This window comes from Brevundimonas sp. (assembly GCF_024711105.1).
GTDB lineage: Bacteria > Pseudomonadota > Alphaproteobacteria > Caulobacterales > Caulobacteraceae > Brevundimonas.
In genome coordinates this window covers 1-15368 of sequence record NZ_JANJTL010000149.1, presented here as the reverse complement: position 1 = coordinate 15368, position 15368 = coordinate 1, and the positions used below count along the sequence as shown (strand labels likewise).

17 protein-coding genes, 1 tRNA gene and 1 pseudogene are annotated in these 15368 nt (G+C 69.2%); 8 read left to right on the top strand and 11 right to left on the bottom strand.

The window, feature by feature from the left end:
- A pseudogene (locus Q0M60_RS11600) lies at positions 1–743 on the top strand (translational GTPase TypA); the annotation flags it as partial.
- Here the strand turns inward: Q0M60_RS11600 and Q0M60_RS11595 are convergent.
- Entirely contained in the window at positions 740–1816 is a 1077-nt protein-coding gene (locus Q0M60_RS11595) for a 5-(carboxyamino)imidazole ribonucleotide synthase (protein ID WP_296819544.1), read from the bottom strand. The pseudogene Q0M60_RS11600 and the gene Q0M60_RS11595 sit on opposite strands and share 4 nt — an antisense overlap.
- Positions 1817–2308, bottom strand: coding sequence for a 5-(carboxyamino)imidazole ribonucleotide mutase (gene purE, locus Q0M60_RS11590; protein WP_296819542.1), 492 nt, complete (start codon positions 2306–2308; stop codon positions 1817–1819).
- Positions 2309–2486: 178 nt separating this feature from the next.
- Here purE and Q0M60_RS11585 point away from each other — a divergent pair, with 178 nt between their 5' ends.
- The gene (locus tag Q0M60_RS11585; protein WP_296819540.1) at positions 2487–3029 is read left to right on the top strand and encodes a GGDEF domain-containing protein; all 543 of its coding nucleotides are present in this window, start codon (positions 2487–2489) and stop codon (positions 3027–3029) included.
- On the opposite strand, the gene Q0M60_RS11580 is transcribed toward Q0M60_RS11585, so the two are convergent.
- Positions 3026–4864 (bottom strand): ABC transporter transmembrane domain-containing protein, encoded by a 1839-nt coding sequence (locus tag Q0M60_RS11580; RefSeq protein ID WP_296819538.1) that lies wholly within the window; start codon positions 4862–4864, stop codon positions 3026–3028. The two genes, Q0M60_RS11585 and Q0M60_RS11580, sit on opposite strands and share 4 nt — an antisense overlap.
- 114 nt (positions 4865–4978) lie before the next feature.
- Here Q0M60_RS11580 and rpmE point away from each other — a divergent pair, with 114 nt between their 5' ends.
- From rpmE to Q0M60_RS11550, 6 genes are all read left to right on the top strand, one after another.
- Complete coding sequence (gene rpmE / locus Q0M60_RS11575; protein WP_296819536.1) at positions 4979–5203, top strand: 50S ribosomal protein L31; 225 nt, start codon at positions 4979–4981, stop codon at positions 5201–5203.
- 138 nt (positions 5204–5341) lie between these two features.
- On the top strand, positions 5342–6892 hold the full coding sequence (locus tag Q0M60_RS11570) for a L,D-transpeptidase family protein (RefSeq protein ID WP_296819535.1): 1551 nt from the start codon (positions 5342–5344) through the stop codon (positions 6890–6892).
- A 135-nt stretch (positions 6893–7027) separates the two neighbouring features.
- The gene (locus tag Q0M60_RS11565; protein ID WP_296819533.1) at positions 7028–8824 is read left to right on the top strand and encodes an SGNH/GDSL hydrolase family protein; all 1797 of its coding nucleotides are present in this window, start codon (positions 7028–7030) and stop codon (positions 8822–8824) included.
- Between the two features lie 132 nt (positions 8825–8956).
- Entirely contained in the window at positions 8957–9568 is a 612-nt protein-coding gene (locus Q0M60_RS11560; RefSeq protein ID WP_296819530.1) for a DUF4142 domain-containing protein, read from the top strand.
- 74 nt (positions 9569–9642) lie between these two features.
- Positions 9643–10230, top strand: a complete 588-nt coding sequence (locus Q0M60_RS11555) for an SRPBCC family protein (RefSeq protein ID WP_296819528.1) — start codon at positions 9643–9645, stop codon at positions 10228–10230.
- Positions 10230–11405, top strand: a complete 1176-nt coding sequence (locus tag Q0M60_RS11550; protein WP_296819525.1) for a zinc-dependent alcohol dehydrogenase — start codon at positions 10230–10232, stop codon at positions 11403–11405. The genes Q0M60_RS11555 and Q0M60_RS11550 overlap by 1 nt, the downstream gene beginning before the upstream one ends.
- A gap of 3 nt (positions 11406–11408) precedes the next feature.
- On the opposite strand, the gene Q0M60_RS11545 is transcribed toward Q0M60_RS11550, so the two are convergent.
- The 8 genes from Q0M60_RS11545 to Q0M60_RS11510 all read right to left on the bottom strand — a co-directional run.
- Positions 11409–11798, bottom strand: coding sequence for a hypothetical protein (locus Q0M60_RS11545; protein WP_296819522.1), 390 nt, complete (start codon positions 11796–11798; stop codon positions 11409–11411).
- A 102-nt stretch (positions 11799–11900) separates the two neighbouring features.
- On the bottom strand, positions 11901–12254 hold the full coding sequence (locus tag Q0M60_RS11540) for a hypothetical protein (protein ID WP_296819520.1): 354 nt from the start codon (positions 12252–12254) through the stop codon (positions 11901–11903).
- A 94-nt stretch (positions 12255–12348) separates the two neighbouring features.
- Positions 12349–12423: transfer RNA gene (locus tag Q0M60_RS11535), tRNA-Gly, on the bottom strand.
- A gap of 98 nt (positions 12424–12521) precedes the next feature.
- Positions 12522–13469, bottom strand: coding sequence for a TraB/GumN family protein (locus tag Q0M60_RS11530; RefSeq protein ID WP_296819517.1), 948 nt, complete (start codon positions 13467–13469; stop codon positions 12522–12524).
- Between the two features lie 47 nt (positions 13470–13516).
- The gene (locus tag Q0M60_RS11525) at positions 13517–14098 is read right to left on the bottom strand and encodes a hypothetical protein (protein ID WP_296819515.1); all 582 of its coding nucleotides are present in this window, start codon (positions 14096–14098) and stop codon (positions 13517–13519) included.
- Complete coding sequence (locus tag Q0M60_RS11520) at positions 14098–14298, bottom strand: helix-turn-helix transcriptional regulator (RefSeq protein WP_296819513.1); 201 nt, start codon at positions 14296–14298, stop codon at positions 14098–14100. The genes Q0M60_RS11525 and Q0M60_RS11520 overlap by 1 nt, the downstream gene beginning before the upstream one ends.
- A gap of 2 nt (positions 14299–14300) precedes the next feature.
- Entirely contained in the window at positions 14301–14747 is a 447-nt protein-coding gene (locus tag Q0M60_RS11515; protein WP_296819510.1) for a hypothetical protein, read from the bottom strand.
- Between the two features lie 123 nt (positions 14748–14870).
- Positions 14871–15368 (bottom strand): 2'-deoxycytidine 5'-triphosphate deaminase (locus Q0M60_RS11510; RefSeq protein WP_296819508.1); only part of this gene is annotated, 498 nt, incomplete at its 5' end.

Genomic DNA, 15368 nt, shown 5'->3' with positions numbered 1-15368 from the left:
TCGCCGGGCGGGGCGAGCTGCAGCTGGGCGTGCTGATCGAGAACATGCGCCGCGAGGGCTTCGAACTGTCGATCAGCCGTCCGCGCGTGGTCTATCAGACCGGCGAGAACGGTGAGCGGTTGGAGCCGATCGAGGATGTCGTCATCGACGTCGACGACGAATACACAGGCGTGGTCATCGAGAAGCTCAGCCAGCGCAAGGCCGAGCTTAAGGACATGGGCCCGTCCGGCGCCGGCAAGACCCGCATCCAGCTGGCCTGCCCGTCGCGCGCCTTGATCGGCTACCAGGGCGAGTTCCTGACCGACACGCGTGGTTCGGGCGTGCTGAACCGCGTCTTCTCCCACTACGAACCGCACAAGGGCCCCATCGAGGGTCGCCTGAAGGGCGTGCTGGTCTCCAACTCCGACGGCGAGACCGCGGCCTATGCGCTGTGGAACCTGGAAGAGCGCGGCGTCATGTTCGTCGGCGCCGGCGAGAAGACCTACCAGGGCATGATCATCGGCGAGAACTCCCGCTCGGACGACCTCGACGTCAATCCGATCAAGGGCAAGCAGCTGACCAACGTCCGGGCTTCCGGCAAGGACGAGGCCGTCCGCCTCACACCCCCGCGCCGCCCCTCGCTGGAACAGGCCATCGCCTACATCGAGAGCGACGAACTGGTCGAGGTCACGCCCAAGTCCATCCGCCTGCGCAAGCAGGTCCTGAACCCCTCCTTCCGCAAGAAGCGGGTCCGCGAGGACTAGAGCTTCATCACCCGGTTGGCGTGGCCCATCTTGCGGCCGGGGCGGGGTTCGCCCTTGCCGTAGAGGTGGACGACCGTGTCCTTCCGGGCGGCCAGCTCGGCCCAGCGGCCGGCCTCGTCGCCCAGCAGGTTGGTCATCTCGACCCGGGCGTGCGCCGTCGTGGGCCCCAGCGGCCAGCCGGCGACGGCGCGGACGTGCTGTTCGAACTGGTCGCAGAGGCAGCCGTCCTGGGTCCAGTGGCCGGAGTTGTGCACCCGGGGCGCGATCTCGTTCACCAGCAGCCGCCCGCCCGGCATCTCGAACAGCTCCACCCCCATGACCCCGACGTAATCGAGGCCCTCCAGGATGCGGCGCGCGATGCGGGTGGCCTGGGCCTTGGTCTGGGCCTCGACCTTCGCGGGCGCCAGCGTCGTGCGCAGGACGCCCCCCTCGTGGTGGTTCTCCGACAGCGGATAGACGGCGATCGAACCGTCCCGGCCCCGCGCGCAGATCACCGACAGCTCGCGCACGAAGTCGGCCTTGGCCTCCAGGATAGCCGGCCGCTCGCCGATGGCGGTCCAGGCGCGGGCCACCTGGTTGGCGGCCTTGATCCAGGCCTGGCCCTTGCCATCGTAGCCCTCGCGCCGCGTCTTCAGCAGCACCGGCGCGCCGAGCGAGGCGACCGCGGCCCTGAGCGAGGCCAGGTCGTCGATCACCGCGAACGCCGTGGTCGGCACCTTGATCGAGTTTAGGAAGGTCTTCTCTTCGACCCGGTCCTGGGCGACGGCCAGGGCCCTGGCGCCGGGCGCTACCTCCGTGCCGGACGCGACCAGGGTCTCGACCGAGGCGGCCGGCACGTTCTCGAACTCGAAGGTCACCGCCTGGCACGACTTGCCCAGCACGTTCAGCGCGGTCGGACTGTCATAGGCGGCGACGATCTGGCCCTGGGAGACGCGGCCCGCCGGGCTGTTCTCCTGCGGATCGAGAATGACCACGTTCAGCCCCAGCCGCGAGGCCGCCTGGCTCAGCATCCGGCCCAGCTGGCCGCCGCCGATGATGCCGAGGGTGGAGCCGGGCGGCAGCGGAAGCGTCACTCAGTCCTCGACGGTCTCGGGGATCGACTCGGTCTGGCGCCTGCGCCAGTCGGCCAGCCGGCCCGCCAGGGCGGTGTCCGACAGGGCCAGGATCTGCGCGGCCAGCAGGCCCGCGTTCTTGGCCCCCGCCGCGCCAACCGCCAGCGTCCCGACTGGCACGCCCGCCGGCATCTGGACGATCGACAGCAGGGAATCGAGGCCGTTCTGCAGCTTGGATTCGACCGGCACGCCCAGCACCGGCAGGGTCGTCATAGAGGCCGCCATGCCCGGCAGGTGGGCCGCGCCCCCCGCGCCGGCGATGATCACCTTGAAGCCGGCGTCCGCCGCGCCCCGGGCGAAATCGAACAGGCGCTCCGGCGTGCGGTGGGCCGAAACCACCTTGGCCTCGTAGCCGACGCCGAGCGCCTCCAGCGTGTCGGCCGCGCCCTTCAGGGTGGGCCAGTCGGACCGGCTGCCCATGATGATGGCCACAGGGGTCGAGGTCTGGGTCATGCGCGAGAGGGGGTCCCCGGAAAGGCCGGCACCATAGAGCGCGACAGGCAAAAGTGGAGTCCGGTTTTGCCGCCCGTCGCGCGATCGCGAAAGGCAGGTGAAGTTGCGCCCGCAACCGAGCGCCGCCATCATCCCCGCGCCGGGCGGCGAGCCGATTCTCGCGCCCCTGGGAGCCCGTGTGACCGAAGCCTCCGTCGAGCAGTTGCAGGCCGAGATCGCCCGCCTGAAGGCCGAGCTGGAGGCCGCCCAGGCGCTGGCCGAGCGCGACGTCCTGACCCCCGTGCTGAACCGGCGCGGCTTCGTGCGCGAACTGGGCCGGGCCATGGCCTTCTGCCGTCGGCACGGCACCTCGGCCGTGTTGCTCTACCTGGACCTGAACGGCTTCAAGGCGATCAACGATCGGCTGGGCCACGCCGCCGGCGACGCCGCCCTGGTGCGCACCGCCGAGATCCTGACCGCCAACCTGCGTGAGAGCGACGCCGTCGGCCGTCTCGGCGGCGACGAGTTCGCCCTGCTCCTGCTCGGCGCCGACGCCTCCACCGGCCGCGACAAGGCCAATAGCCTGATCGAGCGCCTCGCCGCCGACGGCTTCGCGTGGAACGGCGAGACGGTGCCGCTGGCCGGCGCCTTCGGCGTCCGCGCCTTCACCGACCAGGACGACCCCGAGACCTGGCTCGCCGAAGCCGACGCCGCCATGTGGACCAGCAAGCCGGGACGCTAGTCCGCCCGGAACTGCAGCTCCGCCAGGCGTGCATAGAGCCCGCCCTTGGCCACCAGCTGGGCGTGGGCGCCCTCCTCCACGACGCGGCCCTCGTCGATGACCACGATGCGGTCGGCGCGCAGCACCGTCGCCAGGCGGTGGGCGATGACCAGGGTGGTGCGGCCCTTCATGGCGCGGTCGAGCGCGGCCTGGACCAGCCGTTCGTTCTCGGCGTCGAGCGCCGAGGTGGCCTCGTCGAGCAGCAGGATCGGTGCGTGGCGCACCAGGGCGCGCGCGATGGCCAGCCGCTGGCGCTGGCCGCCGGACAGCGACCGGCCGCGTTCGCCCAGGGGTTCGTCCAGCTTCTTCGGCAGGACCTCGAGGAAGTGCAGGGCCTGGGCTTCGGACAGGGCGGCGCGCACGGCGGCCTCGTCGGCGTCCTCGCGGCCGAAGCGGACGTTCTCGGCGCCGGAGCCCGAGAACAGCGGCGCCTCCTGCGACACCCAGGCCAGCCTGCCACGCACGGCCTCCGGATCGGCCTGGCGGATGTCGACTCCGTCGATCAGCACCGCGCCGCTGTCGGGATCATAGAAGCGCAGCAGGAGCCGGAAGACCGTCGACTTGCCCGCGCCCGACGGGCCCACCAGGGCCACCGTCTCGCCGGGCCGGACGACGAGGCCGAAGCCCTTCAGCGCCGGCAGGTCCGGGCGGCCGGGATAGGCGAAGTCCACGCTGCGAAGCTCGACTTCGCCGCGCGCCGGCTCAGGCAGGGCGACCGGGTCGGACGGCGCGGCGACGGCGGGCGTGGCGCGCATCAGCTCCTCGATCCGGGCCATGGCGCCGGACGCCTTCTGGACGTCCCCCCAGCTTTCGCCGAGCGCCGCCACCGCGCCCGCGGCGAAGACCGCCAGCAGCACGAACTGGATCAGGGCCCCCTCGCTCATCCGGTCCGCCAGCACGTCGCGCGCGCCCAGCCAGAGGACCAGGGTCACGCCGCCGAACATCACCAGGATGATGGCCGCGGTCATCACCGCGCGGGCGCGCATGCGCTTCAGGGACGCGCCGAAGGCCTCGTCCACGGCTCCGGCGAAGCGGGCCGACGCCGTGCGTTCCCGCCCGAAGGCCTGAACCGTCTCCAGCGCCTCGACGCTCTCTCCGGCGAAGCCCACCGCCTGGGCGAAGCGGTCCTGCGACGCCACCGTCAGGGCCCTCACCCGCCGGCCATAGACGAACAGGGGCACGATCAGGAGCGGCACGATCAGCATGACCAGGCCGGTCAGCTTGGGGCTGACCACCGCCAGCATGGCGGTCGCCCCGATCAGCATCAGGATGTTTCTCAGGGAATAGGAGACCGAGGTGGTCAGGAGCGTGTCGACGATCTGGATGTCGGTGGTCAGGCGCGACAGCACCTCGCCGGTCCGGATGTTGGCGAAGAAGGCCTGGTCCAGCGTCAGCACATGGCCGAACACCGCCTGCCTCAGGTCGGCGACCATCCGCTCGCCGGTCTTGGTCACGTAGAAATAACGCGCCGCCGTCACCGCGGCGAGGAACAGGGCGTTGGCCCCCAGCAGGAGGAACCAGCGGTCGATCTGCGCGCCGCCGTCCTCGAAGCCGTGATCGATCGCGCCCCTCGCCGCCACCGTCAGGGACAGGGAGGCGATGGTCGCCAGGACCAGGAAGATCAGGGACAGCAGCAGGTCCGCCTTGTGCGCCATGGCGAACGGAATCAGCCGCCCCAGCGGCCGCAGGTCGCGCTTGCGCTCCCGCCGTCCCGCGGCCTCGGACATCTGCTCGACCAGCAGCGCGCCCGTGGATGGACGCTCGGACAATCCGCCGGACGGGTCGGCCTGGCTCATGGGCGCTCTTGCCTCCTGGGGCCGGTCCGTGTATGGACCCCGGCTTCCCGCCGGAACCCGGCGGGCTTTTCATTTTCGCAGCGATATGATCGCCGCCGGGACGTAAGAAGGCCGATGAAAAAGGACATCCACCCCGACTATCACTTCATCACCGTGGTGATGACGGACGGGACGACCTATCAGACGCGCTCGACCTACGGCAAGGAAGGCGCGACGCTGAACCTGGACATCGATCCGAACACCCACCCGGCCTGGACGGGCGGCAACCAGCACCTGCTGGACCGGGGTGGCCGCGTGTCCCGCTTCACCAACAAGTTCGGCGGCTTCCTCAAGAAGTGACCGCGCGGGACCACGGTCCCGCTGCAACGAAGCCACAGAAGGCGCCGGTCGGTCCGACCGGCGCTTTTTTGTCGCCTTGAACGTCGTTAAGTTAGAGTCCGAACGGACCCGGCTCAGGGCCCTGCGAGCGGAACACCCATGGCCTTCAACCGACGTGAAATGGCATTCGGCGCGACGCTGGCGGCGCTGGTGGCGACAAGCGCGCGGGCGCAGACGCCCGGCGCCGACAGCGCCTTCTATCAGAGCTTCGAAAGCCAGCTAGCCGGCCAGCCGACGGCGCTTCAGGGCGACATCCGCAGCTTCTACGAGGCGATGGGGTGGCGACCGGCCTGGACGCCAGAGCGGGTCACTGCACTAGGCCGCGCCATCGCCCGCGCCGATCGCCATGGCCTGGACGCCGCCGACTATCTCGATCCGGTGGACGCCGTATCGGACCCGTCGCGGGCCGACATGCGCCTTACGGTCGCGGCGCTCACCTACGCCAAGGTGCTGGCCGAGGGTCAGGTCGACCCGACCACGGTCGAGGACCTGTGGTCCATGGAACGCAACCGTCCGGCGCTCGGCCTGGGGCTCGCCCAGGCCCTGGCGTCGAATCGCCTGCGGGAATGGCTGACGTCCCAGGCGCCGACCGATATCGGCTACACCAACCTGTCCGCCGGCTACATCCGCTACCGCAACCTCGCGCTCGAAGGCGGCTGGCCGAACTTCCCCAATACCGGCCCGATCCGACCAGGCGACACCGACAGCCGGATCCCGGCCCTGATCGCCCGCCTGGCGGCCGAGGGGGACCTTTCGGCCGCAGAGCTCGCCACGATGGACCGCAACGGGACCATCTATAACGACGTGATCCAGGGCGGTGTGCGCCGCTTCCAGGTCCGCCACGGCCTGGTGTCCGACAGCGTCATCGGCCAGGGCACCATGGCCGCGCTCAGCGCCTCGGCCGAGGACCGCGCCCGCCAGATCGCGCTCAATCTCGAACGCCGCCGCTGGCTGCAGCGCGAACTCAATCCCGAGCGGATCGAGGTCAACACGGCCGCGGCCATCATGGTCTACTGGCATGAGGGCCGGCCGGTTCACTCCAACCGGGTCGTGGTGGGCACGCCGGCCAACCAGACGCCGAGCCTGGAGCGGCCGTTCGCCTCCGTGGTCGCCAATCCGCCCTGGTACGTGCCGGCCTCGATCGCGCGCAACGAGATCCTGCCACGCGGCGCGGGCTACCTCGCCGCCAACAACATGTACGTCGTCAACGGAACCGTCGTGCAGCGCGCCAGCCCAAACAGCGCGCTTGGTCTGGTCAAGTTCGAGCTGCGCGACAGCTACGCCATCTTCCTACACGACACCCCGGCCAAGGCCCTGTTCCGCAACGCCTACCGCCACCGCAGCCACGGCTGTGTGCGCGTCGAGAACGCGGTCGACTTCGCGCGGCTGCTGCTTTCGCCGGCGCCCGAGCAACTGGCCATCTTCGATACGGCCCTGGACGCCGGCGACACGACTAGGGTCCAGACCGGGCGGGAGATCTCCGTGCGCCTGCTCTACTGGACGGCCTTCGTGACCGGCCAGGGTTCGGTCGCCTTCCGCGAGGACGTCTACAACCGCGACCGCAGGCTGGCCGAGGCGCTCGGCATCGCCATCAGCCTGCCTCGCCCGGTGGATGACGGCAGCGACGACCCGCGCGACGTCGGCCCCTAAGGCCGGCGCGACCTTCCGGCTACAGACCGCCGGATTTCTCCCGAAGCTTCCGCAACGGCATCTTGTCAGCGCCGAACAAGGGTCCACAGTGGCCCCAAGGCCGCTGATCAGACGGTCTCGGAGGAATAGGGAATCATGCGCACCAAGCTCATTCTGGCGGCCTCGGCGCTCGCCATCGGCCTGGCCACGGCCGGCGCCGCTTCGGCCCAGACCTACGGCCGGATCATCACGTTCGGCGACAGCCTGTCGGACAACGGCAACCTCTACGCCGCGACCGGCAACACCAGTCCGACTTCGCCACCCTACTATCAGGGCCGCTTCTCGAACGGGCCGGTGTGGGTGGAGCTCCTCGGCTGGACCCAGGCCCGCGTGGGCGGCTCGGTCGCCGGCAGCTACAACTCGGCCTACGGCGGCGCGCGCACCGATAACCTGGTGGGCTTCCCCACCGGCATGCGCCAGCAGATCACCAACTATCTCGGCGCCGGCGGCACGTTCGATAGCGACGACCTGGTGACGATCTGGGGCGGCGCTAACAACATCTTCCAGGGCCTGCCGACGGCGGGCGCCCAGCCGGATCCCTTCGGCTACATCGCCGGGGTCTCGGTCGCGTCGGCGGCCGACATGGGCTTCATGATCAATCAGGTGTCGGACGCCGGCGCGGGCACCATCCTGGTCGCCAACCTTCCCAACCTGGCCACCACCCCGCAGTTCGCGGGCGGTCCGGCCCAGGGACTGGCGGCCCACGCCACCAACGCCTTCAACGCCGCCCTGTTCGCCCAGGTCAGCGCCCAGGCGGCGGCCAATCCGAACTCCAACGTCATCTTCATGGACGTCAACCGCGCCTTCAACGTGCTGCTCAGCGCGCCCGGCCGGTTCGGCTTCTCCAACGTGACCCAGTCCTGCCTCGTCGGCGTCACCGTGTGCTCGTCACCCGACAGCTATGTCTTCTGGGACGGCGTGCACCCCACCGCGGCGGGCCACCGGCTCGTGGCCAGCGTGGCGACGGACTACCTGTATTACCTGAACTTCGGCGCCCACTCCGCCGTACAGGCCGAGATCGGCGGGCGCGCCCGCGCTGACGGCATGGACGCGGTGCTGGGACGGCTCGGCTATGGCGAGCACCAGTCCCACGGCGGCATCTATATCGGGGCGACCTACGACCAGAGCGAGCTGGACGCGCGGGGCGTCATCCCCGGCGGCGACCTGACCGGCTCGGGGCTGATTGTCGGCGCGGAAGGCACGCATGGCGGCATGCGCGCGGGCGCCGCCTTCCAGGTCCGCACCGCCGACGCGGAGCTGGGCCTGGTGAACTTCACCGCCGAAGGCGCCTCGCTGGACGTCTATGCGGGCTGGCGCTGGGATCAGTTCTTCCTCAACGCGGCCGCCGGCTACAGCTGGGACCAGTATGAGGACATCATGCGGCAGACCGCGACCGCGGGCGTCGTGGCGGAGTCCTCGACACAGGGGACCAGCGCCGGCGCGAAGCTGGAAGCCGGCATGAACTTCGACATGGGCGGGATCGCCATCATCCCGCGCGCCGGCCTGTCGTGGGTGTCGACCGAGGTCGATGGCTACGTCGAGGAGAACGCCTTCGGCGCCCAGCACCAGGTCGCCGCGCGTGGCGTCGACTCCGTGTCGGCCGAGGCGGTTCTTCGCCTGCAGGGCGGCTCAGGCGGCATGGGCTTCTGGGCCGAGGCGGGTTACCGCGATGTGCTCAGCCATGACGGCGACGAGGTGACAGTGGGCCTGGCAGGCAACACGGCCCATCCGCTCCATCTCGAAGCGAGTGATCCGGACGGCGGACAGACTCTGCTTGGGGCCGGGCTGTCGACGCGCTTCGGGATCGCCGAAGTCTCGGTCGGCTACCGCGGCCGCATCGGCGAGGCCTATGAAAGCCATCAGGGCGGCGTAGAGGTCACCTTCTCCTTCTAGGGGAGGGTTCACTTCAGGAACGGAAAAGGCCGGGGGCGACCCCGGCCTTTTTCATGTGTCGGCCGCCCGCCCAAGGGGAACACAAGCGCGTGATGGCCGGTTTCTGCCGAACCAACGGAGGAGCCTTCCAACATGCGAACCACTCAACTGACCCTGCTCGCCTGCGGCGCGGCCGCGCTCGCGCTCTCGGCCTGCAACAACCAGGAGAACCCCGGCCAGTCCGACCCGGTGAACGCGGTGCAGGACGCCACGTCCGAGGCGGTCGGCTCCGTGTCGGCCATGACCGCCGGCCAGACGGTCGAGGGCTATGTCATGAACGCCGCCATGGGCGACATGTACGAGATCCAGGCCGCCGACATGGCCCTGGAGCGCACGGAGAACGCCCAGGTCCGCGAACTGGCCCAGATGATCAAGAACGACCACCAGGCGGCCTCCCAGCGCCTGCAGTCCGCCGCCCAGGCCGCGGGCGAAACCGTTCCGACCGAGCTCGACGAGCGCCGGCAGGGCATGCTCGATAACCTGCGCGCCGCCTCCTCGGCCGAGGAGTTCGACCGCGTCTACATCGCCCAGCAGGTGGCCGCCCACGAAGAGGCGCTCGCCTTGCATCGCGGCTTCGCCGACAGTGAGGAACACCCCCAGCTGGCCCAGCACGCCCAGATGGTCATCGAGCCGATCGAGATGCACCACCGGCGCGCCGAGCAGCTTCAGGAAGGTATGGGCCAAGACGGCGGGAACGAAGGCTAGGTCCCCACGGTTGGCCGAGAGAGCAAGGGCCCGCCCCCGGCGGGCCCTTTTTCTTTCAGTCACCGAGGACCGCCATGCCCGAACCCCAGAGCACCGACGCCGACGTCGTCTCCACCGCCTATATCGACAAGGACAGCCGCGAGGGCGAGCACGAGGCGGCCAGCGTCCGCGCGGTGATGATCAATCGCCCGCGGCAGGAGCTGTACGACTTCTGGCGGGACTTCACCCGCTTCCCTCGCTTCATGCAGAATGTGAAGACCGTCGAGGTGATGGAATCCGGCCGCTCGCGTTGGATCATCGCCGGGCCCGGCGGCAGCGATATCGAGCTGACGTCCGAGATCACTGACGAGCGGCCGGGCGAGTACATCGCCTGGACGTCCACGGATGGCTCCGACATCGATCACGAAGGCTGGGTCGAGTTTCGCGACAACGCCTTCGGACGCGGCACGGAGGTCCGTCTGTTCGTCAGCTACGACCCGCCGATGGGGACGGTGGGCAAGGTCGTCGCCAAGGTGATGCAGCGCGAGCCGCGCATCCAGGCGCGCCGCGACCTGCGCCGCTTCAAGCAGCTGATGGAGACGGGCGAGATCCCGACCTCCGAGGCCGGACCGGCCGCGCCGCGTGGCGGGATGACCTCTGAAAACGAACAAGGAAAGCACTGATGCGCGCTGTCACCTGGCATGGAAAGCACGACGTGCGGGTCGAGAACGTCCCGGATCCCGGGATCGTCAATCCGCGTGACGCGATCGTGCGGATCACCTCGACGGCCATCTGCGGTTCGGACCTGCACCTTTACGACAGCATGATCCCCGGCATGCACCGCGGCGACATCCTGGGCCATGAGTTCATGGGCGTGATCGAGGAGGTGGGCCCCGGGGTCACCGATCTGCGGCCCGGCCAGCGGGTCGTGGTGCCCTTCGTCATCGCCTGCGGTCAGTGCTTCCACTGCGGCAAGCAGCAGTATTCAGGCTGCGACAACTCCAATCCAGCCGACAAGTCCGACATGGCGGAGATCGCCTACGGCTACACGACGGCGGGCCTGTTCGGCTATTCGCACCTGACCGGCGGCTACGCCGGCGGCCAGGCGGAATACGCCCGCGTGCCTTACGCCGACGTTGGCCTGATGGCCGTGCCCGACGGGATCGAGGACGAGAAGGTCCTGTTCCTGACCGACATCTTCCCGACCGGCTGGATGGCCGCCGAGAACGCCCAGATCGAGCCGGGCGACACCGTCGCCGTCTGGGGCTGTGGTCCGGTGGGACTATTCACCATCAAAAGCTGCTTCCTGCAGGGCGCCGGCCGGGTGATCGCCATCGATCACCAGCCGAACCGACTGGCCCTGGCGAAGAAGAACGGCGCGGAGGTGCTGAACTATCACGAGGTCAAGGTTCGCGAAGCCCTGCGCGAAATGACGGCCGGCATCGGCCCGGACGCCTGCATCGACGCCGTCGGCATGGAGGCCCACGGCTTCTCGCCCGACAACATCATCGACGCGGTCAAGCAGGAGACCAAGCTCGGCACCGACCGGCAGCACGTCTTCCGCGAGGCGATCATGGCCTGCCGCAAGGGCGGTCGCGTCTCAGTGCCGGGGGTCTATGGCGGCATCGGTGACAAGTTCCCGATCGGCGCCTTCATGGAGAAGGGCCTGACCCTCAAGACGGGCCAGACCCACGTTCAGAAATACCTGCCCGAGCTTCTGCAGATGATCCTCGACGGCAAGATCGACACCACCGACCTGATCAGCCACCGCCTGCCGCTGGAAGAAGCCGCCACGGGCTACAAGAACTTCCACGACAATCCCAACGAGTGGACAAAGGTGGTGCTCAAGCCGCACTAGGGCTCAATCGGCGGGCGTGGCGGGAGCCGGACTCCCGTCACGCTTGCTTGCCGCCGGGCGCCCGGTGGGCTCGCTTCCGGGGTCGGGGAGGCACGCGTGGCGGATACAGCGGATTTTCATCGACCAAACGGCCGCTCGGCCGTCCTCGTGCTGGCCTTCAACCGGCCTGAACATTTGCGCTCGGTGCTGGACAGCATCCAGCTTCAGGGGCGGATCGAGGACGTCCACGTCTGGATTGACGGCACCCAGAGCCGCGCCGATCTGGGCACGGCGAACGCGATCTGCGCCGAGGTGGCGCATGCCTACCCCGTGGCCGAAATCCGCGCCCATCTCGGCCACCGCGGCATGGCGCGACAGATGCTTAACGCGCTGGAGCATCTCACTGAGCGGCATGACCGGCTGATCATCCTGGAAGACGACTGCTTCCCTCTGGCCGGCGGGCTGGCGGCCATGGAGGCTGGGCTCGACGCCGTGCGCGACCGGCCCGAGGTGTTCTCAGTCTATGGCTGCCACTTCGGCCTGGAGCCGCCCGAGGACCTCGACTTCGCCCGTTTCCAGGGTAGGGCGTGGGCGGCGCACAGCGACCGCGTCCACGACATCCTGCCCGAGCTGCGCCGTCTGTTCCTTCTCAGCGAGGCCAACTACGTCGCCGAGGTCGCACGGCGGCTGACGCCGGAAGTCCGCGACCGGCTGGACCGCACGCCCAAGCGCGACGTCCTCAAGGTCCTGGGCAAGTTCTTTTCGTGGGACGCCACCATTGCGCTCCTCACCGCCGAGCGCCGCATGCTCCACCGCCGCACGCCTCGGCCCGCCGCGGTGAACACCGGCATCGTCGAAGGGTCGGGCCACTTCCACTCCAACGAGCCGTTCCTGCGCAGGCCGCCGATGAACATGATCCGGCTGGAAGAAGCCTGGGACCGCTATCGGGCGTCTGAGGAAGCACTGGAGCGGGCGATGGGAATCGAACCCACGACATTCAGCTTGGGAAGCTGACGTTCTACCTCTGAACTACGCCCGCGCCGGAGGTGGGCGGACCATAGGGGGCGGCCGCGGCGCTCTCAACGGAAAACGCGCGCCGGTCGGGGACCGGCGCGCGCTCTTTCGGGGTGGGTCGGCTCAGAGACGCTCGGCCCGGATGCCGAGGTCCTCCAGTTGCTCCTGGACGCTGTCCGGGCCGGCCAGGTGCAGGGCGCCGACGGCGATGAAGACCTCGCCAGACCCGGCCAGCTCTTCCTGGATCTGCCGGGCCCAGTCGGCGTTCCGGTTCGTCAGCAGGATGTCGTAGAAGCTGCGGGACTGGGTGGACAGCTCCGCGCCGCCCAGGGCGAAAAGGCCGTCCATGTCACCGACCGTCCAGCGATCGGCGAGCTGGTCGAGCATCTCGGCGGCGATCTCGTAGCTCTCCAGCGTCTGGCGCAGGAAGGCCAGCTGGTCCGCGTCGCTCATGGTGGCGAAGAAGCGAATCTGCTGCTCCATGGTCTCCAGGCCGCGGATCGGCAGGCCGCGTTCGGTCGCCTGGGCGCGGAGCATGACGTCGACCCCGGCGGCGGGGTCGAACCCGGCGCGCGTCAGAGGCGCGATCGACAGGGTCAGACCGGCGAGCCAGGGACGCATCGGCTCCATCGCCGCGCCCGTCAGGCCCATCGAGCGGGCGGCGGTGTCGAGGGTGGCGAACTCCTCGGCGGTCAGCAGGCTCGACAGCGGCGTCTGGGGCGAAATGCCGTACTGCTGGACCAGCGGGACGGCGGCGGCCTGGTCGGAAGGATCGTCGAGTTCGAGCCACAGCTCGTCGGCCGAGGTAAAGGCGTCGCGCACCTTGGGCGTCATCCAGTCGAGACCGGGGCGCATGAGGTGGACGGTGCCGAACAGATAGATGGTCGAATCCGCGTCGCGGATGACCCAGATGGCCGGATCGGCGACCGTGGGCGTCTCCTGGACCGCCAGGCGAGCGGCCAGCACGGGGTCCGGCGCCAGGCCGACGACGAGGCCAAGGCCGAGCGCCGCGCCGGCGGCGTAGCGCGACAGGCGCGCACCGGCGGACTTGATCTGATTGACGATGGACATGGGGGATCCTTTCGGGAGTGAGGAGATGAGGGAGAAAGAAGGCGAGGTCAGGTCAGCCCGCGTCGCCAGGCCGCGACCATGGAGGCCAGCAGGTAGACGGACATCAGGATGGCCAGGAGGCCCCAGCCGCTGATGGTTTCGACGAGCCCCAGCCGCTCGGCCGAGGCGTAGACGAGGAGCGCGCCCTGGAGGACCCAGAAGGAAAGGGCGCTGGTTTCGCCGGTGACCCGGCGGATCAATTCGTCTGACCGGTTCCAGAGGATCAGGTTCAGGACGCTCTGGACGATCAGCAGGCCGATCACCGCGCCGAACACCCAGGGCGACTGCCATTCGGCCGGCGCCAGGATGGGAAGCATGAGCATGGCGCCGGCCAGGCAGAGCACCGCGATCTGCAGGGCTCCGAACCCTTTCGGCGTGGAGGCCGGGCGCGCCGCCATGAGCACTCCGGTCACCAGCGCCATGAGGACGAGCACCGCCCCGAGGAAGAAGTTGAGTTCGTCCTCCCAGGAGCTGAAACGGCCCTCGGTGAAGGTCACCAGACCGGCGCCGACGGCGGCGCCCAGAAGACCGAGGGCGATAAGGCCGGCGGCCTTCTTCCATCTCGGCGAAGCATTTTCAGCGACTGACATCACGCGGCCTCCTGGTCCAGGAAGATGGTTTCGATGGGTTGACCGAAGACTCGGCCGATCTTGAAGGCGAGCGGTAGGGACGGGTCGTACTTTCCGGTCTCGATGGCGTTCACGGTCTGACGCGAGACTCCGAGTCGATCCGCCAGGTCGGCCTGGCTCCAATCTCGCTCGGCGCGCAGCACCTTGAGGCGGTTCAGCATGATCAGCGCCCCTTCCACAGCCACCACCCCGCCCAGACGAGCACGTAGCCGACGACCTGGGCCGCCACGACCAGAAGGGCGCCGACGATCAGATAGCTCGAGGCGGACCCGTCCAGACCGAGCCAGCCCAGGTCAGCCGTCTCACCCAGTCCGGCCAGATAGCCGATGGCAAGGCCAGCCACGCCGAGACCCGCTGATCCGCCCCAGTACCAGGCGAACTTGTGAGCCTCGCGGGCGGCTTCATCGAGGCGGCGCCAGTAGGCCAGGCAAGCCCACAGGACGCCGACGGCCAGGCCCAGCATCAGGGCGCCGGTCACCACGTCGGGAACCGGGCTGGCGTCCTCGCCCGCGCCCAGCGCGCCCAGAACGCCGCCGGAAACCAGAGCCAGGACCAGGGTCAGGCCGAACAGCTGCGCGGCGCTCAGGCGGCGGCGGTTCTCGACAGTCATGACAATCTCCTTTGTCATTAGGACAAGGCTCCTTTACAGGTCCGTCCACGAGAGTGTCAAGTGTGCTAGACAAAAAGTCTGGCATGCTTGGCTATCTGACTCGAGCGCGCGGATCGCGGCTCGTCAGCCGCGGTCGGGCCAGGCGCGGAAGTGCTTGGAAAGCTTGAGCCCCTGGCGCTGATAGTGCGAGCCGCCCTCGCCGTAGAGGCGCGCGGGCCGCTCAGTCATCGGCTCATAGACCAGCCGCGCCACCGTCTGGCCGTCCTCGAGCAGGAAGGGCGCCTCGTGGCTGCGCACCTCGAGCACCGACCGCGAGCCCTTGCCGTGCGCCTCGTCGACGCCGAAGCCCGGGTCAAAGAAGCCGGCGTAGTGAACGCGGAACTCGCCCACCGAGGGATCGATCGGCAGCATCTCGGCGGCCTGGTCGACCGGGATTTCGGTCGGCTGCTTGGAGACTAGGATGTAGAACTCGCCGGGGTCGAGCAGCAGTTCGCCGCCGCGCGGCGTGAGCGGCTCCCAGAAGTCGCGGGGATCGTGGCCGTCGACCTTGTCGAGGTCGACCACGCCGGCGTGGCGCCGGCCGCGGAAGCCCGCGATCTCGCCGGTCAGGTCGACGCCGAC